Origin of the sequence: Xanthomonas sp. Leaf148 (assembly GCF_001423585.1) — a bacterium.
Classification (GTDB): domain Bacteria; phylum Pseudomonadota; class Gammaproteobacteria; order Xanthomonadales; family Xanthomonadaceae; genus Xanthomonas.
The window spans coordinates 268,116-289,783 of sequence record NZ_LMOP01000012.1 but is presented as its reverse complement, the minus strand read 5'-3'; the positions used below and the strand labels follow the sequence as shown (position 1 = coordinate 289,783).

23 protein-coding genes and 2 other RNA genes are annotated in these 21,668 nt (G+C 61.0%); 7 read left to right on the top strand and 18 right to left on the bottom strand.

Annotated elements, in window-relative coordinates; genetic code table 11:
• Nucleotides 1-37 precede the first annotated feature (37 nt).
• Nucleotides 38-1,036: an NADP-dependent oxidoreductase gene (locus ASF90_RS18350; RefSeq protein WP_055853481.1), complete on the top strand. Its 999-nt coding sequence runs from the start codon at nucleotides 38-40 to the stop codon at nucleotides 1,034-1,036.
• 166 nt (nucleotides 1,037-1,202) lie between these two features.
• Here ASF90_RS18350 and ASF90_RS18345 read toward each other — a convergent pair whose 3' ends face one another.
• The 5 genes from ASF90_RS18345 to ASF90_RS18330 all read right to left on the bottom strand — a co-directional run bounded on the left by ASF90_RS18345 (nucleotide 1,203) and on the right by ASF90_RS18330 (nucleotide 4,531).
• The gene (locus tag ASF90_RS18345; protein WP_055853479.1) at nucleotides 1,203-1,589 is read right to left on the bottom strand and encodes a hypothetical protein; all 387 of its coding nucleotides are present in this window, start codon (nucleotides 1,587-1,589) and stop codon (nucleotides 1,203-1,205) included.
• Nucleotides 1,590-1,647: 58 nt separating this feature from the next.
• On the bottom strand, nucleotides 1,648-2,055 hold the full coding sequence (locus ASF90_RS18340; protein ID WP_055853477.1) for a DUF4259 domain-containing protein: 408 nt from the start codon (nucleotides 2,053-2,055) through the stop codon (nucleotides 1,648-1,650).
• Between the two features lie 77 nt (nucleotides 2,056-2,132).
• A complete protein-coding gene (locus tag ASF90_RS18335) occupies nucleotides 2,133-2,765 on the bottom strand; it encodes a dihydrofolate reductase family protein (protein ID WP_055853474.1) in 633 nt (210 codons plus the stop codon).
• A 63-nt stretch (nucleotides 2,766-2,828) separates the two neighbouring features.
• Nucleotides 2,829-2,906, bottom strand: a non-coding RNA gene (locus tag ASF90_RS22910) — sX9 sRNA.
• Between the two features lie 641 nt (nucleotides 2,907-3,547).
• Complete coding sequence (locus tag ASF90_RS18330) at nucleotides 3,548-4,531, bottom strand: zinc-binding dehydrogenase (protein WP_055853472.1); 984 nt, start codon at nucleotides 4,529-4,531, stop codon at nucleotides 3,548-3,550.
• Between the two features lie 191 nt (nucleotides 4,532-4,722).
• Here ASF90_RS18330 and ASF90_RS18325 point away from each other — a divergent pair, with 191 nt between their 5' ends.
• Nucleotides 4,723-5,094 (top strand): helix-turn-helix domain-containing protein, encoded by a 372-nt coding sequence (locus ASF90_RS18325; protein WP_055853470.1) that lies wholly within the window; start codon nucleotides 4,723-4,725, stop codon nucleotides 5,092-5,094.
• A 429-nt stretch (nucleotides 5,095-5,523) separates the two neighbouring features.
• On the opposite strand, the gene ASF90_RS18320 is transcribed toward ASF90_RS18325, so the two are convergent.
• Together ASF90_RS18320 and ASF90_RS18315 are read right to left on the bottom strand one after the other, a co-directional pair.
• Nucleotides 5,524-6,975 carry an OprO/OprP family phosphate-selective porin gene (locus ASF90_RS18320; protein WP_055853468.1) on the bottom strand — a complete coding sequence of 484 codons (1,452 nt, stop codon included), beginning with the start codon at nucleotides 6,973-6,975 and terminating at the stop codon, nucleotides 5,524-5,526.
• Between the two features lie 1,205 nt (nucleotides 6,976-8,180).
• Entirely contained in the window at nucleotides 8,181-9,071 is an 891-nt protein-coding gene (locus tag ASF90_RS18315) for an SDR family oxidoreductase (RefSeq protein ID WP_055853466.1), read from the bottom strand.
• 135 nt (nucleotides 9,072-9,206) lie between these two features.
• Between ASF90_RS18315 and ASF90_RS18310 the strand changes: the two genes are divergently transcribed.
• From ASF90_RS18310 to ASF90_RS18300, 3 genes are all read left to right on the top strand, one after another.
• The gene (locus tag ASF90_RS18310; RefSeq protein WP_055853463.1) at nucleotides 9,207-9,644 is read left to right on the top strand and encodes a helix-turn-helix domain-containing protein; all 438 of its coding nucleotides are present in this window, start codon (nucleotides 9,207-9,209) and stop codon (nucleotides 9,642-9,644) included.
• A 571-nt stretch (nucleotides 9,645-10,215) separates the two neighbouring features.
• Nucleotides 10,216-10,629, top strand: a complete 414-nt coding sequence (locus ASF90_RS18305; RefSeq protein WP_236699309.1) for a hypothetical protein — start codon at nucleotides 10,216-10,218, stop codon at nucleotides 10,627-10,629.
• A complete protein-coding gene (locus ASF90_RS18300; protein WP_236699308.1) occupies nucleotides 10,626-12,710 on the top strand; it encodes a methyl-accepting chemotaxis protein in 2,085 nt (694 codons plus the stop codon). Before ASF90_RS18305 ends, ASF90_RS18300 begins: the two co-directional genes overlap by 4 nt.
• 106 nt (nucleotides 12,711-12,816) lie before the next feature.
• Here the strand turns inward: ASF90_RS18300 and ASF90_RS23665 are convergent, their stop codons facing one another.
• Together ASF90_RS23665 and ASF90_RS18290 are read right to left on the bottom strand one after the other, a co-directional pair.
• Nucleotides 12,817-13,230 carry a DUF5655 domain-containing protein gene (locus ASF90_RS23665; RefSeq protein WP_269079398.1) on the bottom strand — a complete coding sequence of 138 codons (414 nt, stop codon included), beginning with the start codon at nucleotides 13,228-13,230 and terminating at the stop codon, nucleotides 12,817-12,819.
• Between the two features lie 141 nt (nucleotides 13,231-13,371).
• Nucleotides 13,372-13,767: a DUF1801 domain-containing protein gene (locus tag ASF90_RS18290; RefSeq protein ID WP_055853956.1), complete on the bottom strand. Its 396-nt coding sequence runs from the start codon at nucleotides 13,765-13,767 to the stop codon at nucleotides 13,372-13,374.
• 950 nt (nucleotides 13,768-14,717) lie between these two features.
• Here ASF90_RS18290 and ASF90_RS22900 point away from each other — a divergent pair.
• Nucleotides 14,718-14,786: non-coding RNA, sX9 sRNA (locus tag ASF90_RS22900), on the top strand.
• 4 nt (nucleotides 14,787-14,790) lie between these two features.
• Here the strand turns inward: ASF90_RS22900 and ASF90_RS18285 are convergent.
• From ASF90_RS18285 to ASF90_RS18275, 3 genes are all read right to left on the bottom strand, one after another.
• Nucleotides 14,791-15,177, bottom strand: coding sequence for a YfeK family protein (locus ASF90_RS18285; RefSeq protein WP_055853457.1), 387 nt, complete (start codon nucleotides 15,175-15,177; stop codon nucleotides 14,791-14,793).
• Nucleotides 15,178-15,419: 242 nt separating this feature from the next.
• Entirely contained in the window at nucleotides 15,420-16,286 is an 867-nt protein-coding gene (locus tag ASF90_RS18280) for a hypothetical protein (protein WP_236699307.1), read from the bottom strand.
• Nucleotides 16,287-16,691: 405 nt separating this feature from the next.
• On the bottom strand, nucleotides 16,692-17,186 hold the full coding sequence (locus ASF90_RS18275) for an N-acetyltransferase (protein ID WP_055853453.1): 495 nt from the start codon (nucleotides 17,184-17,186) through the stop codon (nucleotides 16,692-16,694).
• Between the two features lie 95 nt (nucleotides 17,187-17,281).
• On the opposite strand from ASF90_RS18275, the gene ASF90_RS24345 reads away from it, so the two are divergent.
• Complete coding sequence (locus tag ASF90_RS24345) at nucleotides 17,282-17,515, top strand: hypothetical protein (protein WP_236699306.1); 234 nt, start codon at nucleotides 17,282-17,284, stop codon at nucleotides 17,513-17,515.
• A 48-nt stretch (nucleotides 17,516-17,563) separates the two neighbouring features.
• On the opposite strand, the gene ASF90_RS18265 is transcribed toward ASF90_RS24345, so the two are convergent.
• The 6 genes from ASF90_RS18265 to ASF90_RS18235 form a co-directional block, all read right to left on the bottom strand.
• Nucleotides 17,564-17,779 carry a DUF4287 domain-containing protein gene (locus ASF90_RS18265; protein ID WP_055853449.1) on the bottom strand — a complete coding sequence of 72 codons (216 nt, stop codon included), beginning with the start codon at nucleotides 17,777-17,779 and terminating at the stop codon, nucleotides 17,564-17,566.
• Nucleotides 17,780-18,653: 874 nt separating this feature from the next.
• Entirely contained in the window at nucleotides 18,654-18,920 is a 267-nt protein-coding gene (locus tag ASF90_RS18255; protein WP_153066519.1) for a hypothetical protein, read from the bottom strand.
• An 80-nt stretch (nucleotides 18,921-19,000) separates the two neighbouring features.
• Nucleotides 19,001-19,318 carry a ribonuclease E inhibitor RraB gene (locus ASF90_RS18250; RefSeq protein WP_055853953.1) on the bottom strand — a complete coding sequence of 106 codons (318 nt, stop codon included), beginning with the start codon at nucleotides 19,316-19,318 and terminating at the stop codon, nucleotides 19,001-19,003.
• Between the two features lie 69 nt (nucleotides 19,319-19,387).
• Nucleotides 19,388-19,927, bottom strand: coding sequence for an HAD family hydrolase (locus ASF90_RS18245; protein WP_055853444.1), 540 nt, complete (start codon nucleotides 19,925-19,927; stop codon nucleotides 19,388-19,390).
• Between the two features lie 44 nt (nucleotides 19,928-19,971).
• Nucleotides 19,972-20,430: a hypothetical protein gene (locus ASF90_RS18240; RefSeq protein WP_055853441.1), complete on the bottom strand. Its 459-nt coding sequence runs from the start codon at nucleotides 20,428-20,430 to the stop codon at nucleotides 19,972-19,974.
• Between the two features lie 751 nt (nucleotides 20,431-21,181).
• Nucleotides 21,182-21,451: a hypothetical protein gene (locus ASF90_RS18235; RefSeq protein ID WP_055853439.1), complete on the bottom strand. Its 270-nt coding sequence runs from the start codon at nucleotides 21,449-21,451 to the stop codon at nucleotides 21,182-21,184.
• Between the last annotated feature and the right edge of the window lie 217 nt (nucleotides 21,452-21,668).

Below are 21,668 nucleotides of genomic sequence, written 5' to 3'. Positions count from 1 at the left end.
ATGCCAAGATGTGGGCACGCGCCTGTGGGGAACACGCATGAAAGCCGTCATTGTCGATCAGTACAAGAAACATGGCCCGGTGCGCATCGGCGAGATGCCGATGCCGCAGCTGCGCCCCAACGATGTGTTGATCAAGGTCAGCGCCGCCAGCCTGAACCCGCTGGATGCCAAGGTGCGCGATGGCGAATTCAAGATGCTGCTGCCGTTCAAGACGCCCTTCGTGCTGGGTAACGATGTGGCCGGCGTGGTGACGCAGGTCGGCACCGCAGTGCGCGACTTCGCGGTTGGCGATGCGGTGTTCGCCAAGATCGAACCCGGCCGCATCGGTACCTTGGCCGAGTTCGTGGCGATCGATGCAGCGGTGGTCGCGCACAAGCCGGCCAGCCTGAGCATGGAGCAGGCCGCATCGTTTCCGCTGGTCGGCCTGACCGCCTGGCAGGCGCTGGTGGAAACCGCCGCGCTCAAACCTGGTCAGAAGGTGTTGATCCATGCCGGCTCCGGCGGTGTGGGTACCATCGCGATCCAGCTGGCCAAGCATCTGGGTGCGTACGTGGCTGCCACCACCAGCACTGCCAATGTGGAGCTGGTCAAATCGTTGGGTGCCGATCTGGTGATCGACTACAAGCGGCAGGACTTCCAGGCGCTGGTGCGCGATTACGATGTGGTGCTGCACAGCCTGGATACGCCGACGCTGCTCAAGTCGCTGCAACTGCTCAAGCCCGGCGGTGTATTGATTTCGCTGACCGGCCCGCCGACGCCGGCATTCGCGCAGCAACTTGGCCTGGCGTTTCCTCTCAGGCTGGTTATGCGCCTGCTCAGCCGCAAGGTGCGCGCGGAGGCCAGGCAGCGGCAGGTGTCGTACACCTTCCTGTTCATGCGCGGCGATGGTCCGCAGCTGCGCACGTTGGCGGGTTTGCTCGACAGCGGCGTGCTGCGCCCGGTGATCGATACGGTGTATCCGCTCGCACGTGCGCAAGAAGCGCTCGCGCAGGTGGACAGCGGCCGCGTCAAAGGCAAGGTCGTGGTCACGCTGTAGCAGCGGCGATCGCGTGGTGTTGCCTTATCGGTAACAGCGAAAAGGTCGTGCTTCGAAAACGATAACGGGGTGGGCAGGGTGCCCACCCCGTTTGCGTCTGCGCTATGTGCGTGTCTAGCCGGTGAACCCGGTGGATTCGCCAAGCAGCTTCGGCTTGAATGAATTCTTATGCCATTTCCGGCCAAACCGCCGGCCTACCCGCCCGGATGTAATCAAGGTACTCGGACTCGGCAACGCCCAGGTTGACCCAGCGGTGTGGATGGGTCGCCAGTGATGTCTCTGCATATGCAATAGCTGCGTTGGGAGCCTGGAACGTGGCTGCCGCAGCATCAAGATCCTCTGGCGCCAGATATGGGAAGTCATACAGATCGGTGTATTGCTCACTGCCGATGTCCTGGACGTCATACACCCAAATCTGCACCGATCCATCAACGGGTCGCAACTCGATATGGCGAATGTAGTCCGGATGCAGAGGACTGCATCCAAGGAACTGCTCAACGGACTTGCCTCGACGAAACGTCGCTGCAATATCACGGATGGGAAGATATCGCATGGCGGCTTAGAGAATGAATGAAGCCGCGCTGTGAGGCGGCATCGGATTGAATAAATCGTCAGATCTGCAGCCGTGATCGTAAACCACGCACTTCCGCTTGCCACTCGTTGAAGTCATCGGTGTCCTCCCACAGCTCGCGCAACTCCGAGGTTGGTCCAAGAATGCGATCAATCGCCTGCGCAGCGTCGCTGGTCAATTGAGCGTCGGGTAGCGGCTTTACCCTGTCGATCCATTCCACGACATCCGGCTCATCCAGGGCCTCAGCGGTGGGGCGTCCCAAGGCCGCAACGATCACCTCAATGGCCGCCAGCGCAGTGGTTGCATCCGTCGAATCCACATCGCTATCGGTGGCAAGGACTGCTGCAATTGCCTCGCGAACGAGCGACAAGTCGCCGCCCTCGGTGAGGTCGCATACCCAATCCGCAGCAGTGTCGTTGTCAAAAGAACCGATGCCCCAGCAACCCATGAACGTACTCCTGCAGGTCGAATGTTTGGCATAAGGCGCGCGTTGGCCTGCTGCCTGATGGATGAGTAGGCCTCAGCTCACTGCCGCACATAGCGCAGGTGCGTGGCCGCAGGCCCATTAACAACCTTGTCGATACGAAATTGTGTCGCGGGCTCGCCAAGGTGTTCGAACAGACGTCGTCCGCCGCCGAATAAGACCGGTGCCAACGCAATCTCCAGCTCGTCGACAACGCCCAAGCTCAGATACTGCTGGATCAGATCCGCTCCACCGGCAATCCGAATATCACGGCTGCCAGCCGATTCGCGAGCCAGTTCCAGCGCATGTTCCGGCCCGTCGTTGATGAAGTGGAAGGTCGTTCCGCCGGGGCGCACCCAGGGCTCGCGTTTCTCGTGGGTCAGCACGTAGACCGGTGTGTGGAACGGAGCCTCCTCTGGCCAGGCAACCTCGCCTTGGTCGAACATCCGCTTGCCCATGATGTTGGCGCCGATACGCGCGAAGGTGCTGCGGACCAGGTCGTTGACCGGGCCGGTGTCACCACCCGATGCGAGTTTGAGCACGTTCTCGCGGAAATACTGCGTTGTGATCAGCCACCCCATCATCGCGCCCCACTTGGCCCCCCAGTTCTTGTGCTCGGGGTCGTCCATGGTCATCCCTTCCGGCGCCATGTAGCCATCAAGGCTAAGGCCGATGCTGACGAATACCTTGCTCATGATTTCACCTGTCACATGTCTGAGGGCAGCAGAACATTCGAATTCACTCGACCCGCTAAGAGCGGCTAATAGAACATAGCGAGCAGTCGTCAAGTGGGTGTGGACGGCGCGCTCAGGAACCGGAGTGTACGCGTGGTACACGCCGCACCGAGCATCGGCCGCGCCCACCTGGCGGTGAGCACAGTCCTTTTGTTTGCTGCTCTTGGTTGCGTCTGCTTGCATGCATTGTTAGTCCCCACCATGCGCAGTCTTCGCCTGATACAGCGCTGATGCAGCCACATCTGCAGGCCAGTGGTTTTTTCCGTTACGGAAGATAGAAACCACCAGAAACGCGATGCGTCGTACGCCAACGCGTGCGCATGTCGGTGGCTTGCCAACCGATCTATGCATGCGTCCTTGTGGCGTGCTGCAGGGTGTCGTTACCCGCGTCTTGGGGGGCAAACCGCACGAGGTGCTGGCGCTGATGCCAAGTGCGCCCGGTAGGGCCCGGCCGCAGTGCAATGATCCAGCACTGGCCGCAGCGCCATCGCGCGGTGCGGCATGTAGACGTGCATTTTGAAACGCGCAACGTGCAACACCCGCAGTGACCGCTGATTCGATGGCCGCTGCGGGTGTCGTGTGGTGTGACCAGCAGTGATGCCGTGCATGCCTTCAAATCCATCCAATCTCGCGATGGGTTTGAAGGCCGGTTGCGGCCTCACCACGCAACCCGGTGCATGGACCTAGCCGACGCCGACGCCGACCGCGCCCGATTGCCGGGGCGGTCGTTTTGTCTGTCGCGCTTACTCGGCCCAGGGCTCCAGCACTACCTTGCCGGTGGTCTGGCGACTTTCCAGCAATTGGTGCGCCTGCGCGGCCTGCGACAGCGGCAACACCGTGCCGATTTGCGGGGCCAGCTTGCCGGTCATGATGAAGCCCATGATCTCGCCCAGCACCTCCTGCAGCAGTCCGGGCTGGGCCTGGTAGCCGCCGATGTAGAAGCTGGTCAGCGTGTGGTTCTTCAGCGTGAGCTGCCAGGGGTCGATCAATGCAGTTTTGCCGCTGGACTGGCCCAGAAACACCATGCGACCGAACGGTGCCAATGCCGCCAGGCCTTCGCCCACACTGTCGCCGCCGGCACTTTCCAGGAGCACATCCACGCCGCGTCCATCGGTCAGTGCCAGCACCTGCTCGGACCAGCCGGGTGCGGTGTAGTCCACTGAGGCATCTGCGCCCAGGCGTTCGGCCAGCGCGCGTTTTTCCGGCGAGCTGGCCGCAGCGATCACCTTGCCGGCGCCATAGAGTTTGGCCAGTTGCACCGCGAACGAACCCACACCGCCGGCCGCCGCTTCGATCAATATCGTCTCGCCCGGTGCCAGTCGCGCGGCTTGCCGCAACGCGATACCGGCAGTGAGCCCGTGCGCGACCACTGCGGCGGCCTGCACCGCGCTCACGCCCGGCGGCAACGGCACCACCAACGCGGCGGGGAAGGCGATGTATTGCGCATAGCCACCCACGCCCGGCGTGGCCAGCACGGCCATGCCCACCTCCAGCCCGGTGACGCCTTCGCCGAGCGCGGCGATCGTACCGGCCACCTCGATCCCGAGGGTGTACGGCAGTGGCGATGCCTCGATGTAATCGCCGCGCCGACGCATGACGTCGGCAAAGTTCAGGCCGACCGCTTCGATCTTGATCAGCACTTCGCCATTGCCGGGCTGCGGCTGCGGAACTTCTTCATAGACCAGCACGTCGGTGCCGCCGTGCTGGTGAAACCGTACTGCCTTCATGATGCATGCTCGCTGGGTCAGGGGGCCGAATGGCCGGAGACGCCTGCCGCAACCAGAGTGCCGGCAGGAGATGTTGTCCCGGGGAGAGGCTGTGCAGCCGGTCGTCGCGGGATGCATCACAAGGTATATTCTATAAACCTGATGTCAATCAGGCACCACTTATCCACCAGGTATCCCACGAGACACTTGCAATGAACACAGCGATGCTGCAACCCGCTTTCAAATTCGATTGCCCAGGCCGTGAGACGTTGGAGCAACTGGCAGACAAATGGTCGGTGATGGTGCTGGCCTGCCTGCTGGTAACGCCGCTGCGTTTCAACGCGATCAAGCGCAATCTCGAAGGCGTTTCGCAAAAAGCCTTGACCCAGTGCCTGCGTCGGCTGGAGCGCAACGGCATCATCGTGCGCACGGTCATCGTGCGCTCGCCGATTGCGGTGGAGTACCGCATCACCCCGCTCGGCCTGCGTCTGAAAGAGCCAATCCAATTGCTGTGCGCCTGGACGCTGGATAACCAGCACGCGATCGAGCAAGCGCGTGAGGCATTCGACCGCGAAGCAGCGTAAGCGTTGGTAAGTAGCCAGGCGGCAGGACGCGCGTGCGTTGCGATGTGCACCTCAGTGGCAGACAGTCACGCTGCGATGCTGGACGACCCGGCATCGCAGCGCATGCAATGGCGCACGATCCGCGCTTGCACCAGCCTGGCACGCACGGACAACTGCAAGGTAGTGCAGTGCTTACACCGTGTCATCGACATGTCGCTGCCGCGCGATGAGTCGCGCAGCGCGATGTCTTGACGTGCAACAACCGCCACTGCCCTCAACGTTGTGCAGGCATCGCATTGCAGGGGCGTACCAGCACATCTGCACCACAACACGCAGCGTCGTCATGCAAACGCCCCGCACAGGGCGGGGCGTTTGCAGTCGTAGCACCGCAGCGTTGCATCACGCCCACTGCTGCGGTGGTGCGCGCGGCGTGGCCGCGAATGGCGTGACTCAGTAGTTGACCTGCAACTGCAAGCGCAGCAGATCGCCTTCCACCACCGGATACGGCGCCGTGGTGACGTCGGTGCGCTTCATCTTCGAATACGCAAACACCAGTTCCAGCGCGTCCATCGGCTGCCATTCGACGCCGGCTTCCACTTCGTCCAGGCGCATGCGCGGCGCATTGGTGTCGAACTTGGAGCCGCCGCGGTAGGTCTGCCATTTCAGGTACGGCAGCAAGGTGCCGTAGTTGAAGTCGTGCTTGAACATCGCCTGCACATACCCGCCGCTCAGCGAGCGGGTGCGGATGCGGCGCTGCGCCACATCCAGCTCCGGGCCGCGGCCCACCGTCCACTCGGCCTGCAAGCCGAACGGCTGCGGGTAGTAGATGACGTGCGCAGCAACGCGCTGGTCGGTATAGCCGTTGGGGTTGGTGATGGCCGGGGTGAAGCTGCGGCCGCCGATGTTCACCGCTGCCGCCGTCGGCACGAAGCGCCCGCTGTAGGCATCGGCGCCCACTTCCAGATACTGGCCGTTGGCGAATTTGAACGGGTAGGTGGCGTGCACCACCGCATGCATGCCGTCGTTACGTTCGGCGCGGTTGGCGCCCTGACCGTTGTACACGCCCGCGCCCAGCACGCCGTAATCGCCCGAGCCCTTCAGACCGGATTTGACCAGGTCCTGGAAGCGGCCCTTGGCCACGGTGGGGCTGTAATAAAACACCGCACCGATATCGCGTTCGTCGCGCAGGCCGGAGTTGAGCGCGTCGGCGCGATCCAGGGTGAGGCGGTTCTGGCTGGACTGCAGGTTTTCCCAGCCGTACGGCATCTTCGACTGACCCACACGCACGCGGTACTCGCGCTTCTTGTCGAAGAAGATATCGGCGTACGCATCGCGCAGCTGCGCAAAGTTGGAGGTGGTCGAACCAGTCGGAGTACTGGCGAAATCCGGCTGGAAATACAGCGACACGTGCTCGTTGAGATCGCCGCTCAGCACCAGGCGCGCACGCCGGATGCCCAGGCTCTGGTCGTTGCCGATGAAGCGATCGCCCGGCGCGCGCAGGTCCTGCGCATCGCCGCCAATACCCTGGTTGTAGCGGATCTGGGTGTAGCCACGCAGGCTCAGCTTGTCGTACCACTTCTTGCCGACATCGCCGGCCTTGGCCGGTGCGGCGGCTGGCGCCGGTGCAGGGGCGGCCTGTGCGATGGCAGTGTCGGCCGGCACGGTTGCGCCAGGTGCCGGAGGCAGCGTCTGTGCCGGCGCGGCAGGCATCGCCGAGGCGGGCAGCTTGCCGTTTTCGTCCACCTGCACAAAGGTGCCCAGCTTGTCGCGCCCGGGTGCCGGCTCGGCAAAGATCTGCTTGGTCTTGCGGTCGACGTACAACTCCAGCTCGGCGGCCAGCGTGCTGCCGCTGGCGGTCGCGCTGAGGGCGCACAGGACGGTGGCGAGATTGCGTTTTTTCATGGATCCGGCTCGGCAAGGGAAACTGGGCGGCGGTGGCGTGGCCAGTCGAAGCGCCCTCGCATAGGGCGCGTGCGGCCGGACGCCGGGCACCGTCATGGCGCTCCGCACTGCTGCCGTAGCAGCGATGGGGTGCAGTTATATTTAGGTTTGATGTCAGTTTGGTGACATCCGGGCCGTTATCCGACTGGCGACTGTGTCAACCGCGTGTCCGGTAGATGTCAGTCCGGCGACGCGAGCTGTGTCGAGAAGCGGTGGCGGCCCTGCTATGGCGGGAGTCCTGGCGGCCGTAACGTCTGCACTGATCCTTGCGTGGCCCACCCGCCTGAGCAGGCGCTGCGTGCAGCGATACGCTTGGCACGCACGTTGACCGTGACGGTCGAACAGCCGAACAGTCGAACGGTCGAACGGTCGAGCAGTCGAGCAGTCGGCCAGATTGAGGAATGCGCTCTTCGAGCGGGGTTGGTGGCACCTCGCCAGTGACAGCGGCTAATAAAACCGAGCGAGCGACTGTCAGTGAGTGCAGGGTCGAATGCGCGGTGCCCTCACCGCTCGCGGGACACGCCGTGAACCCGTCCCTGGGGGCTCGGTGGCGGCATCCGTGCCGCCAACGGTCCCGCAATCGGCGAGGACACCGCGCCAGACAGTGTGATGGCTGTTTTGTTGAAAGCCATGCGCACCGACACTCTCCACAGGTCCTTGCCTGCCCGCCGTCGCGGGACCTTGTGCGGCATGGATGCTGCGTAAGCGCTTACAAGGACGTCCTTGCTGGGTGTCCTGCGATGGTGGGCGGGCAAGGGCCCTGCAGCCAGGCAGCAGATCAGCCCGCCAGCAGTAGACTGGCGTGACGTCGTTTTGTTAACCGCTCTAAGTCGCCAGAATCGCTGGGCCGCGTTACGGTCGCCCCTCACGCAGGAATCCGCTGGCGCCAGGCGACCGCGCCGCGCCCAGAGGCCCGATTGCGGATGACCAAGCGGCCGATCGCAGCGCTGAAAAATGCAGGGTCTAATTCGCGAGAGACATCTGCAAAGCGACGCCACGCTCAGCCAGCGCTACTGCCGTGCCCAACCCGCCCCTCACCGAGCGCGTCATCCGCAGCGCACTGGCACAGGTCAAAAAAAACGCCACACCCGACGGGCATGGCGTTGCTTGTCTTCACCGGCCGCCACACGCATCGCTGCGTCTCGCGGCCGGCCGGGCTCCTTGGCTCAGGCTGCCGGCTGTGCCGCCGCCAGCGCCGCCGCCACGGTGTCGCGCCATGGCGTGGTGGGGCGGCCGATCAAACGACTCAGGGTGTGGCTGTCGTCGAACAGGCTGCCGCCGCGCGAGGACGCCGAGCACTGCGCCAGCACCTGCGCAAAGCCGGCCGGCACGCCCACCTGCACCAGCGCCGCGGCGTAGTCGGCTTCCGGGAGGTCGTGGTACACCACCGGCTTGCCCGCCAGCTGCGACAGCTCGGCTGCGTACTCGGCCATCGTGAAGGCGGTATCGCCGGCCAGCTCATAGACCTGCCCGGCCTGCGGCGCATCCGATGCCAGGACCGCCGCGGCGGCCGCCGCATAGTCGGCACGTGTGGCGGTGCTGAGCTTGCCCTCGCCCGAGCTGCCCATTGCCCCGCCGTGCGCCACTTCGGCCGCGATCGAGCCGGTGTAGTTCTCGGTGTACCAGCCGTTGCGCAGCAGCACGTGCGGCACGCCGCTCTCGCGCAGCAGCGCCTCGGTGACCACATGTTCTTCGGCCAGCGACAGCGTGCTGGTGTCGGCACGCAGGATGCTGGTGTAGGCGAGCAACTCCACCCCGGCGCGCTTGGCCGCGTCGATCACATTGCGGTGCTGCTCCACGCGTGCGCCCACCGCGTTGGACGACACCAGCAGCACCCGGCCGACGCCCGCAAAGGCCAGGTCCAGGCTGTGCGGGTCGGCGTAGTCGGCCTGACGCACCGTGATGTCGCGTTTTGCGAACTCGGCAAGTGACGCAGTATCACGGGCCGTTGCTACGATGCGGCTGGCAGGCACATGTTCCAGAAGCGCGTCGACGACCAGTGCACCTAGCTGTCCGCTGGCGCCGGTAACAAGAATCAGGGGGGAGGCATGTGCCATGTGGAGCTCCAATAGGTTTAGAGAAGAGGTTTGGTCTAGTATCTAGACCTTGTGGTCAGCGAGCCTATTGTCAGGACCGCCCGGTCCTTCGCAAGGAGGCAGTTTTACTCCCCCTGGTTACTGTGAGATACCCCCGTGAATGCGATTGCCTTGTTCCCACCGCCGCCGTCCCTGGAAGGCCCCTTCGATGCCACCAAGTGCCCCGTGCGCGATGTGCTCGATCAGATCGGCGACAAGTGGACCTTGCTGATCCTGTTGACGCTGATCCCCGGACCGTCCCGCTTCAGCGCCATCCAGCGCGCCGTGCCGGACATCTCCAAGCGGATGCTGACCCAGACCCTGCGCAACCTCGAGCGCAACGGCATGATCACCCGCAAGGTCTACGCCACCAAGCCGCCCAGCGTGGAATACGCACTGTCCAAGCTCGGCGTCGCCCTGCTCGGCCCGGTCTCGCAACTGCTCAACTGGGCAGGCGAAAACCATGCCGGCATCCGCGCCGCACGCGAGCGCTTTGATCGCGCGCAGCAGCCGCATGTCGCGTTGGATGCCGACGAAGCGATGGCGCATGCATAAGCGGGCTGACCCGCGCTGACGCCCGGGGCGGTGTCCGTGGCGTGGAAACCGATGGTCGTCGCCACGTGCGTGGCCGTGCGGTTGGCATAGGTAGTCCGCCGGCTGTTCCGATTGCCCGCCGTGTTGCCACCGCTGACGTCCGGGGGCGCACGGCAGGCGGTCTGCGGTGTTGCGCCGATGCGCTTACGGCCGCCGAGCTGGAGTGATCCGGCAAATCGCGGAGGCGTGGCGATGCCACCTCGCCCGTCTCGGCGGCGTTGACGACCTGCTGCGGGCAGCTGCAATAGTGTGAGCGCGTGCTCACAAAATCGCGTTTCAGCTAAATGCCTGATCGCCCCGAGATGGGCAGATTCGATGGCAAACGCTTACAGCGCAACGGCCAAGCGCCCGCCTATCGCACCCATCGCAAATTTCAATCGCAAGCTGGCTCAAGCGCACGCAGGTGCGTCCGATAAGGGCTCACCTTATCTCGCGAAGCCACTCCTCTATGCCTGTGCTCGGCAGCCTGTCTTGTGCATCGCGACGTACCCTGGGCATCGCCCTACTTGCACTGTGGTGCGGCTGGATTGCCGTGGCCTGGACAACTCCGCGCGCGCAAGCCGGTGATCTGGGCAGTGCCTGGGCACTAGTCCAGGCGAGCCTGCCGGCCGCCCAGCCAGCGCCAATGTTGATCGGCGTCGTCGGCGCCTGCGCCTGCACCAATCTCGCATCGGATCGCGCCTGGGCCGTGCTCAGCGCCGCCGTGCGCGCCCACGGAGGCCAGGTGCGGCTGCTCGACAGCCCGGCACTGCAGGGCAGCGGTTACGCCGTGTGGCTGCTCGGCGCCGATGGTCAGCCGCGCTATGCCGGCCCTGCAGACGGTGGCGCGGTGTGCGGCACTGCGGGTGCGGCGGCGTGGTCGCGTTGGCTGCCTGAAGTTCTAAACCGCGCGGCAAGTGCCGCAGTGGTGTCACCTTGTCCGTGTGCCGTGGAGTCGCTGTCATGATGGAACTGTCCGCATCGGCGCCGCCGACCTCCAACTACGCCACGCGTCTGGCCATCAAGGCCGACCGGCTGTTCCTGTGGTTGGCGGTGCTGCAGAGTGCCGGCTCGCTGGTCCTGGCCTGGAGCCAGGGCCAATGGACCACCTTCCTCGCCGTCACGCTGCCCAGCCTGCTGCTGATGGCCTGGCAGGTGCATGCAAACCCCGGCACGCGCCTGACCCGGATTACCAACGCGCTGGTGCTGATGGCTCTGGTCGCCGCCACCATCCAGCAAGCGCATGGTCTGGTGGAAATGCACTTCGGCGTGTTCGTGATCCTGGCGTTGTTGCTGTATTACCGCGACTGGCTACCGGTGGTGGTCGCCGCCGGCGCCATCGCCGTGCACCATCTGGCGTTTTACTGGCTGCAATCGCGCGGGATGCCGGTGCAGGCCTTCACTGTCGGCAGCGGCTTCGGCATCGTGCTGTTGCACGCTGGCTACGTGATCGTGGAAACCGCTTTCGTCTGCGTGATGGCTATCCAACTGCGGCGTCAGGTCGATGCGTTGGATCACGAAGCCGATGCATTGGCGGAGCTGGCCGACACCCTGGCGACCGGTGCCACCTTGCCGCCGGCGATCATGCAGCAGACATTCCGTAGCGGATCGCTGGCGCAAGCGCTGGTGCGGATGAGCGTGCAGGTGGAAGAACGCATCGCGCAGCAACAGCAGTTACTGCTGGAAAACCGCCGCATCCGTCTGGCATTGGACGCCTCGGCGATGGCAGTGGCCATCGTCGACGGGCAGGGCGCTGCCATCTACCGCAATCAGTCGTTCCAGCAACTGAGCACGCACGTCGATGCCGATGTGCTGGAGACCGCGTTGGCCGATGCAGTGCAGCTGGGGCATGCCACCGGCACCAGCAGAACACGCGCACTGGCCGCGCTGCAGCTGCAGGAAAACATCACGCCGGTGCACGATCATGACGGCAGTTCGCTGGGCGTGGTGGTGGAGTGGCAGGATCGCACCCAGGACCTGATGCTGGAAGAGCAGCTGGCAACCGTCATCGCACAGGCCACGCGCGGCGAACTGGGCGCGCGTCTGCACGGGCATGCCAACGGCGGCACGCTCGGCCAGCTGGCCGACGGCGTCAACCGCTTCCTCGCCATCACCGACGACAGCCTGCAGGACATGCGCCAGATGCTGGGGGCGATGTCGCGCGGCGATCTGTCGCAACGCATCGATCGCCCGTGCGAAGGCGTGTTCGAGCAGATGAAGCGCGATGCCAATGCCACCGCCGATGAACTGGCCCGCATCATTGCGCAGATCCGCAGCTCAAGCAGCGCGATCAATCATGCGGCCGGCCACATCCTCACCCGCAACGATGCATTGGAGCAGCAAGTGCAGCGCCAGTCGGCCACGTTGGGCCACACCGCTGCCCAGATGCAGGCGGTGCTCGGCACCATGCAGCAACACACCGCCCAGGCAGCGGATGCGGACAAACTCACTGCCGCTGCTTCGGAGGCCGCACGCAGTGGCGGCGACACCATGCAACAGGCGATGGGCACCATGCAGCAGATGGAGCAAGCATCGCGCCGCATCCAGGACATCATCTCGGTGATCGACGGCCTTGCGTTCCAGACCAATATTCTTGCCTTGAACGCTGCGGTCGAAGCCGCGCGCGCTGGCGACGAAGGTCGCGGTTTTGCAGTGGTCGCCAGCGAAGTGCGCGCGCTGGCGCTACGCTCGTCCACCGCCGCCAGCCAGATCAAGACGCTGATCGGCGAGTCGGTCACGCACATGCAGGCAGGCGTGCAGCAGGTGCGCCACGCTGGCGAAGGCATGCAGCACATTGTGGCCACCATCGGCCAGGTCAGCAGCACGCTCAGCAAGATTGCCATCGCCTCGCAACAGGAAGCCGGCAGCATTGCGCAGGTGCATCACACCCTCAACAACGTGGATACCGACATGCGCGACGGCGTTACCCGCATGCAGGACGCCAGTGCTGCCGCACGCGCGATGGGCGATCACGCCGCGCAGCTGGAAGATGCGGTGAGTACGTTTGTTGCCGACGCATTCGATGACTGCGCCAAACGTGCGGCCTGATGCGAACGATCAAGCCCGGCACCGTCGTCGGTGTCGGGCTGCAGCAGGCTCGAGCAAGCGCTGATCAGTCACGCAGACTTGCGAGTGGGTTGGCTTCACGGGATTTCTAAGCTGCGCGCGAAGCAATCGAGTGCTCATACGCCTCGTGCAAAAACGTTTTGATGGCTTCAAGATCGGCACGTGTGTAGAGCTTCGCAATCTGAGTCACCTGCTTTCCATCTGTCACTGATTTAATGAACATCGCGTGGTCCACCCGTCGCCCAAGGTGGACAGCAAGGCGGATCGCGTCTGTCATGATGGTGGCGTCCGCAAAAACCTTGCAGCTGCGGAAGAGGACATACCGCTCCCGCGTGACACACTCCACTGCTCCAAGCGCGGTCATGAACGTCTCCAGCGCGGTATACAGCTCCACCAGATCGGCTGGCCTGCCGCGCAAGACCTCGCGTCGATCGCCTGTTCCGCACGCGTGGCGCTGATTCGTTCGAGTGAACTGGCGATTGCAGTTGGGGCATGCCCACATGCGCGTCATCATCGATGAATGTCTGAATCAAGAGTGTCTAAAAAAACGTAGCGAGCAGTCGTCAATGTGCGAGTAGCACATGCCGATTCCAAGCACTGGCCGCGCGCGTCTGGCGGCTGCACAGTCCTTTTGTTCGCCGCTCTAAACATGCGTGATCCATTGCTGAATGATCGCAAGCAATGCGTCATGCTTGAGGGCCAGATCCGCGGCCCCGGTAAAACTGAGGGAGGCGCGGTCTGTCCCGTGCCACGTCAATAGCCCTTCCGGATCAGCGATAGCGTCTGCTGGAACCTTCCGTCCGGGTTTGGCGCCCAGATGAAAAATAAGCTGCACCGCGGTTGTTGCGCGCAAATGCATGGTGGCAAAGTGCTCGGTGGTGCGAAAGCTGGGTGCATTCCATTTGATCTCCTCCGAGATCGCCGGATCCGCACTCAGCAAGAGTTGCCTGATCGCAACAATCTCGCGCTTGAGCGGATGGTCGAGTGCATCAATGAAGGACTGAACAGACAGTGCTGGCTTGCGCTTCTTGTCCGTCACCGTGCGCTCTCCCTTGAATCGCCCCAAGCAGATATCCGAAGCGGACTCGGCTTGAATGCGTTGTTAGACCGCTGTATCACTCGCGTCGACGCTTGTTGGGGAAGCCAACGAGGGACTCAATAGCATGTTCTCGAACCACCTGCAGCCTCTCCTTCAAAGCAGCCTGATCCTTAGCGAACCGGTCCCAGGTGGCAGCGTTGTTGAATGGCTTACCAGCGTCAGGCATCCAATCCTTATCTTGTCTGCGATAGATCGCGAAGCGAGCAGTCCGCGCGTTGTCCGGATCGATTGATCAAGCGAGGACATTACTTCTGGAGTTCATCCTCCATCATCATCTCAGTCCGGGCTACGTTTTACTGAGTCGCCGAATGTCTGAATAAGGCCGAGCCGCGACGCCGATTCGGCTTGACCGACTGGTGGACACTCATGCTGTCCGCCTTCCGTCGAGTTGATCCAGTCATCGCTGACGTTCTGCGGTCACCGATCCGGCTTGGTATCAAGCGCATCGGGAGCATGCACCAGACCTGCAGCATTCGACCTGCATCTCGGGCACATCAGTAGCCAACCGCGGATCATCCGGCGTGATCTGAAACGCGTCATCGGCAGCGCTCACAACCGGAGCGCGCGCAGCATCAATGCATGATGCGGAGGCGCGTTGATAGCGTAGGCCCGTACTCCACCGGTCACCTAGCGTTCGCTAGAAAAGCGCATCATCGGTGGGTGTGTCAGGCAATCGACGCGTCATGGCCCCGGGCAGGGGTCAAACAGGCGGTCCTGTGCCGCAAGCCCGCAGGCAACGCTGCGTGAGCGATTGGAACCGCCCAAGCGCGTTGGGCCTGCGACTGCATGTTGATCGGTCGATCAAACGCGGACGGGTGGTTTAGAGCAACTAACAAAACCACCGTACAGCCGCCAGGGGGACGCGGCCGGTACTCGGTGCGGCACGGACAATGCCTACACTTCGGTTCCTCAGCGCCGTCCACACCCACCTGACAACTGCTCGCTAGCTTTTGTCAGCCGCTCTTAGCCGGACGCGGCGTCGTTGTTCGAGGGTCGCTTACGTAACTCCCGTAGCTTGCCGATGAACCATGATTGGCTCGATACCGGCGCGGCGTTCCCGCAACGCACCTGATACGGCTTGCCCGACATGCTGCTCTTGGTCGCAGCGAGTTCGATGAAAGACTCGGTAGACGTGACCAATGCCTTTTTCTGCAAGTACTCGTACTTGCGCTGCAAGTGTTCGCTGGCTTTCGGCGCTGCATACCACGACCCGTTGCGGGAAAATTCGCAGTTGGATTGCTCAAGTGCTTTGAAAAGCTGGCCAACCTCACATGTGGTGGTTGGCGAAACAGCTTGTGCAGAAGCAGAGGTACACAGGAATAGTGCAACAAGAAGAAATTTAGTGTTCATGACCGCATGGTAACGCAGGACGCCACCCTGTTAGCCGGTAGAACAGCCGATGGAGGCGAGGGTTGTCCAGCGTCAATCAAGAGCACGGCCCACTTCATGGTGCAAGACGGTCGGAGGCGTCGGTCTTGCGAGATAGCGCGGATATCGGCATGGCATGCACTGTGCGCGCGCATCACTGCGCATCATTGCATCGCGTCCGGCTAACGGATTCAATCCAGCCCTGTGCGCATCAAGGGCGAATGCTAGGCATCCGCCGGTAAGTAGCGCAGCAATGTTGAATCATTAAAATAATTTCCGTAATACTCGCTCTCCCGCAAGCCGGGGTTCGCTCTGAAATCGATGTATGCCATGGAGCAATGCGGGCAGCGGAAAGGGTTGAGGTAGCTATAGCTCGACCCGTCCGGTGCCAGAGGCAATGCGCTTTCCAGCGCAGCAAGTGCCTCAGCATCGGGCTCGGACAGCGCCGCTGGGCTGCCAGGCAGATGGCTGTCGACCGTCATGGTGTACGCGCCAGATGCCGAGTAGAAGTAGCCCGCGTTGCTAAATCCGGCGTGATAGGAGCGGATCAGGAATGAACGCCGGCAGTGGTCGCATACACAGGACAGCACCACATTGCCACTGGTGACCGTACCGCCATAGTGCAGCCCGCGCGCAAACAGCCCCTTGCCTGCAAGCGCGGAGTTGCTGATGGCTGCGCCCGGCAAAAAGAACGGCTGAAACCTGACCCCGGATGCCTTTCCGGTCGCAAACGCATCCGCAGCGAGCTGCTGGTCCTCGGAAATGACGCAATCCACCTGGCATCCCAGATTGGCATGGACGCGCACGGAAAAATGGAACCATCCAGACGCACTACCGAGCTCATGCGTGCGCACGTCTCCGGCCGAATCCACACATTCCAGCACGCTGCCAGACTTCAACTGCACTGAAGGCGTCATTTCGCAAGGGAGATCTTGTTCTGTCACGCAACACAACTCTTTTCCATCTGCTCGAACGATCAACAACGGTGTGGTTTTTTTCTTGAAGAAGGAGAACATGCGTTCCTTGGCGATTACGTGTGAGTGGCAGCGCAGGGCGCCGAGTGCAAGCGTGATAGAGCGGCGCGCAGACACAAGGCGCTAACCATGCCTGACGCGGCATCGTCTTGCTAGCCTGTCACGGAGCAGGCGACGCGCTCGCGGTCGCCGTCCATTCGCGTCGGAGTGGATGCTTGTTGTTGGACTTCGGCGCAAAGGTGCAGGTAACGAAGCGCGCAGGCGTACGCCGGCCTGGCAGAACGCATTTGGCGAGGCACGCCGCAGGAGCCGACACCGTTGAACCGCGCACTGCGGAGTCTGTGAGCCAAGCGCATGAGAGCGGCGCCTCGATGAAAGCAACTGCAGTTCCGCCACAGCCAGTTGTCTTCTCGATGCCATCGCTACGCATCGTGCAAACTTACCCTGTGTGCAACGTCGATATGCAGGTGACCCGAAGGTGGAATGACACCGATCTGCGCAACAGGCTGGCTAGCCGAATCCTCAGGCATCCTCTGCGTGCAGAGGTCTGTGCATGACATAGACATCCACGAGCCCCAGTCGGCGATGGCGAAACGCCTGTGGCAAAGTGCCGACGATGGCGAACCCCAGCTTCTTGTAGAGCTCCACGGCTGGCGCGTTGCTGCTCACCACATAGTTGAATTGCATGGCTAAATAGCCGGCATCTTTTGCCTGCGTCAGACTGTGTTGGACAAGCGCACGTCCAACCCCCCTGCCTTGTGCCTCCGGATCCACCAGATAGGTGGCAGTAGCCACATGAGACCCAGGCCCGGGGTAATTGGCCCCAAACTTATACATGCCCAACACAGCGGCATCAGTGACAGCGACGTAAGACCTCTGCGATGCGAACCAATGCGACTGAAACGTGGAAAGATCGAAGTCAGCAGCGAATGGCAGTGCATCACCCGCTGAAATAACTGCCTTGAAGATGCTCCACATCGAAGCGAGATCGGACGCGTTTGCTTGTCGAATGCGCATGATGAATCGCGGATCCTACTGATTGAGTGAAGCTGGCCGGCGAAGTGGCATTGCTAACCCACAGCCAGCATCTCGTCGGGACGTGGCGGACGTGCATGAAGGAGATCTTTCTTTCGGCAAGCACCGAACTCTCTGTAGTTCAACCAGCCCTGGCTAAGGCTGATGTGCCTATTTCGGCCAACCCGGACCTCATCAGCATCTTCGTCATCCTGGCCATCGTCCTTCCAGAGACCCGCAGCGCAGTTGTCAAAACCACCACACTCGATAAATTGTTTACCCGCAGCAGGGACGCCGAAGGGGAAGATCTGCCATCTCTACCACTGACCTAATGCTGGAGTGAGTTCGCACCGCAAAGAACTGTTGGCTTCGGTAAACGCTTAGAGATCGCGCTGGGCCTTGTGGTAGGCCACAAGGGCATTCGCATGGCCGTGGCCAATCTTATGTTCGGTCTTGAGGAAAGCCACCTGCTCCATATGCTTTTTGTCTTTTTCGGAGTCAAGCAAATTGAACCAATGCGCAACCGGCTTCCCGTAGATCTTCTCGATGGAGGGGAAGTACGAAGCTGGTCCCTTGACCTTCGTTTCCGTAGTCACAAACGGTTCTCGCTATTGAAGAAGTAGGGAGGTCAGGATAACTGGCTTGGCTTGCACCTGCTTGTCCAGCAACACGACGTCGGACAAGTGGCGATCAGAGCATCGCCTATAGGTCAAAAAGATATAAGTGCCTCATCAAGCGGGCCCAGCTAGGAGGATTTCAAGCGCGCCCAGGTGCGTTTCGATCCATAACTAGGTTGCTCCCGCCCGTGCTGCGGACGACAAGAAACATAACAGCCAACAGCACCGCTAGTACCAGTAGGTAAGTAAGCCTGTATCGGGTGACTCGAGACATTGCCTGTGAGGCTTAAAGCATTAATTAAGCCGCGCCGCGAAGCGGCATCGGCTTGACTGAATGGTTAGCCGCCTGGCCGCATCACCGGGCAAGCCCCCACTAGCGCGTTCGACACGAGAACATTCATGGGGTCTTTCCAGACATCTTTGTTGGTCAGCAGATACTTATCAACAACGTCTCGCAATGCCTCGCTGCTCATTTCAGAAGTACATGCATGAACCTTCTGCACCTCTTCCTTAGAGGCTCCGTAGAATCCAGAGCTCAGCAGCCCGTCTACAACCCCCATTACATAGGCTGATCGAGTGGCAGGTGACTGTGTTACATACGTCTCGCCTTTCAAGTACCCATCATAGACGTGCACCGACTGCGCAGAACTAGTCGAGGCAGCTAACAACAGACCAGCAAATAATCCAAATCGCATAACCAAATCTCCTAGGGGCTAACGCCTGAATTAAGCCGACTGGCGAAGCCAGTTCGGCTTGAATGAATTGTTATCCGACAAGCTCGCATGGCAAGGTCAGCGGCACCAGGAACGAAACTTTGCTGCTGCCGGACTGCTCGCTGCTTGACTGTCCGCTGCTACCAAGTGAAGGGTGCGACGAACACACCCACGCCACCTTTTGTGCCCGAAACGTCCTTTGTTGTGATCGACACCTCAAACTCAACGGACTGCACCGCATCACCGCCAGCAAGCGTGAAACCATGTTTGGCGAGCTGGTCAGCCTTTGGGTCAAGGAACGGATTGACGCGTGCCACGGCATTGAGCGCATCGACCTTGGCACGAGCATCAACAACTCCGCCCACAATCTGGACCAAGGTCTCGGAAATGAAATCTTTCAGCTCCACGTGATGCTCCATTGCCGGCTAACGCCGGAGTTAAGCCGAGTTGCGAAGCAACTTCGGCTTGAATGAGTTGTTAGGCCGCATTAGTGCATGACTCCCCAGGACTCACAAATGCCGCCAAATGGCTGCATTGTTGAGCTGGTGCGGCGCTGAACGGAAATAACTCCTGCGTAGGTGACGGGTCCAATGACTTGGAAGAGAACATACCCATCTCCGTCCTCATCTGGCTCAATCACCTCAATGCCGCCGTACTGCGAACGAAGTACCTCAAGTGCCAAGGGAGCAGGAGGCCAAGACTCAAAGTCCACGTTGTAATCAACTGCATAGGGTTTGGAGAAATCGAAGCCATCGGCTTCAAGGCGCCGAAAAACATCCCCATCTGCATCATCTGGCCAGCTCATTGAAATCTCCATACGGCTTAACGCTTGAATTAAGCCGACACGCGAAGCGGGTTCGGCTGGAATGAATTGTTAGGAATCACTAGCGGATTTGCGCCAGAAGCGCTTTTCAAGCCTTCTGACGTTTGGTGCCTTTGCGAGTGTGGGCAAGTACTCACCTAGCTGGAACAGTTCCTGGTCAGCTAGATCACCAAAAAACGGCTTCACCCTGACGAGGTTTCCGTAGTGTTTGGCCAGTTTGGCGGGTGTGTCATCTACCATCAGCACCTGTTCAAGCCGATAACCCCGGCGCTTTATCTTGCCAAGATTCTTTGTCCACTCATAGTCTTGATGCTCTGGATCAAAGCGCATCGTGCAACGCTCGCGGGACCATATGAACTTGAGGTCGATGTCAGGTGGGAAGATTGCCGCGACAACCGGCGCCGCGTACAGACGAGTAGAAGAAGTCCAAACTGCTAGGTCAAAGTGCGAACCTACCGTAGACAGAAACGAGCTAAGGCCCGGCCGCCTGTACACAGCGTACGGTCCAACCTCAAAGTCAGGATCACGGTCCAGGCAACCTTCGGTTGCATGGATGAGTGTCTCGTCGAGATCTAGAATCAAGAGTGTCATGCAGCGCTGGGTGTGGGGCCTAACGTTTGACTTAAGTGGCCCGGTCAGGCGTCCGCTTGAAGGAAGGGTGAGGCATTCAGGCGCCTCAGCCGGTATGCCATTTCTTCCGCTACGTCAGGCTTGCCTGATGCGGCGATTTCTTTGATGAGCGCGATGGACTCGGGCGTGTTGATGTCTGCGAGAGCATGGCTGAACCACTTGGCAATAACGCCTGGTTCGGAACACGTGTACTCAAACATTTGAAAGTCACCTTCGAGAACCTGACGAATGTAGCGAACGCTCGACGGACTACGAAGGAGTTGGATTTCCCTGGCTACCTCTTGATGAAGCTCGTGCCCTGGCATCACAAGCAGCTCATTGAGGATGTCTGATCGATTTTCTGGCTCACCGATGGTTAGGGTAAGGCTCAGTAGATCACATGAGGCCTGCCAGTTATTCTGGGAGATTGCGACGGACATTTCACGCAGAACTTGCTGTTTGACCGTCTCAGGCTGCTGGTTCATGTTGGAATGCCTAACACCTGAACTAAGCCGACTGGCGGATCCAGTTCGGCTTGAATGAATTGTTAGGTGCCAGACGACAGCACCCGAGAGGCAACGAGTGTCACAAACAATACTGGAGGGAGCAACAGTACGCCAAGCTCGAGCTTGCGGTGCAAAGGGCGTGGTGCTGGAAGGGCACGAAACCTGGTTTGACCGTAGTAGATGGCGAACCCAGATAGAAGGGTGGAGACACCTAGACTTGCAGCGACGAGGAGCAGCCACATCATTGCGTGGTTTTGCTGCTCCGGCGTGGGGCGAAGTACATAGCTGACGCCAACCGGGAGAACTATAGAGACGAAGCTGGCAATAACCGCAAGAACCCTTCGCATGGCACCTAACGCCTGAATTAGGCCGCGCCGCGACGCGGCGTCGGCTTGAATGACTTGTTAGCGATGAGCGCTATTTGCACCTGTAGGGGCTCTCGGCCGAGTGCTCCTTCTTAGTTTCGTTGTTAACTATTGTCACGACTGCACCTGGGTGCGCAAGGCAGAATGCATTTCTTGCGGTGTAAATTCCAGACCCTTGGGCCACGATGGAATTGGGCATGGCTGTTCCGTCGGCCCGTGCTGCGGTGATCGTGTAGCTTCCGGACGTCGTAATGCAACCAGACAAAAGCACTGCTGATACTAGGATTAGGTACTTCATCTGCTCTCCGTTGTGCTAACGCCTGAGTTAAGTCGCGCCGCGAAGCGGCGTCGGCTTGGACGAATTGTTAGCTGCGCTGCGATTGCTTGAGGCGATGAGCGAAAACGACATAGGGCCAGAAGCCGGCTATGGCCAAGCCCAGCGCTGAAGCGAACAGTTTGCCGAAGGCGCTCCCATTGGGGCTGGTCCAAGCCATGAACACCAGTCCGATCCAGAAGATCATCAAGGGGCCACCAAGAAGCACAAGCGCGAACGTCGTTACGCCCTTGCCCGTACGGGGATCTTGAAGCTTGCCGACGATGTCCGCAGTGGCGAAGTTGATTTGAAAGGGATCCACAGTCGATCGAACTGGCTCGCTTTTTGGCGGGGGGCGCCGTCTCAACAGGTTGGTTTAGGTCAATCTCGGGATTTGTGGGCTGAAGTAGATCCCCGAGATTGGTGCGGGCGACGAGCTCTTTGAGCTTTGGGTCCATGCGTGCTCCCCCTGAGCAGCTAACGCCTGAATTAAGCCGACCTGCGAAGCGGGTTCGGCTTGAATGAATTGTTAGGGAAGC

Coding starts and splice junctions, on each gene's coding strand:
- ASF90_RS18340 (WP_055853477.1), bottom strand. CDS start 2,055: ATGGGTTGCTGGGGCATCGGTTCTTTTGACAACGACACTGCTGCGGAT.
- ASF90_RS18275 (WP_055853453.1), bottom strand. CDS start 17,186: ATGCGCATTCGACAAGCAAACGCGTCCGATCTCGCTTCGATGTGGAGC.
- ASF90_RS18285 (WP_055853457.1), bottom strand. CDS start 15,177: ATGAACACTAAATTTCTTCTTGTTGCACTATTCCTGTGTACCTCTGCT.
- ASF90_RS18300 (WP_236699308.1), top strand. CDS start 10,626: ATGATGGAACTGTCCGCATCGGCGCCGCCGACCTCCAACTACGCCACG.
- ASF90_RS18335 (WP_055853474.1), bottom strand. CDS start 2,765: ATGAGCAAGGTATTCGTCAGCATCGGCCTTAGCCTTGATGGCTACATG.
- ASF90_RS18325 (WP_055853470.1), top strand. CDS start 4,723: ATGAACACAGCGATGCTGCAACCCGCTTTCAAATTCGATTGCCCAGGC.
- ASF90_RS18245 (WP_055853444.1), bottom strand. CDS start 19,927: ATGACACTCTTGATTCTAGATCTCGACGAGACACTCATCCATGCAACC.
- ASF90_RS18330 (WP_055853472.1), bottom strand. CDS start 4,531: ATGAAGGCAGTACGGTTTCACCAGCACGGCGGCACCGACGTGCTGGTC.
- ASF90_RS18320 (WP_055853468.1), bottom strand. CDS start 6,975: ATGAAAAAACGCAATCTCGCCACCGTCCTGTGCGCCCTCAGCGCGACC.
- ASF90_RS23665 (WP_269079398.1), bottom strand. CDS start 13,230: ATGTGGGCATGCCCCAACTGCAATCGCCAGTTCACTCGAACGAATCAG.
- ASF90_RS18240 (WP_055853441.1), bottom strand. CDS start 20,430: ATGAACCAGCAGCCTGAGACGGTCAAACAGCAAGTTCTGCGTGAAATG.
- ASF90_RS18315 (WP_055853466.1), bottom strand. CDS start 9,071: ATGGCACATGCCTCCCCCCTGATTCTTGTTACCGGCGCCAGCGGACAG.
- ASF90_RS18350 (WP_055853481.1), top strand. CDS start 38: ATGAAAGCCGTCATTGTCGATCAGTACAAGAAACATGGCCCGGTGCGC.
- ASF90_RS24345 (WP_236699306.1), top strand. CDS start 17,282: ATGAAGGAGATCTTTCTTTCGGCAAGCACCGAACTCTCTGTAGTTCAA.
- ASF90_RS18345 (WP_055853479.1), bottom strand. CDS start 1,589: ATGCGATATCTTCCCATCCGTGATATTGCAGCGACGTTTCGTCGAGGC.
- ASF90_RS18250 (WP_055853953.1), bottom strand. CDS start 19,318: ATGAGCTGGCCAGATGATGCAGATGGGGATGTTTTTCGGCGCCTTGAA.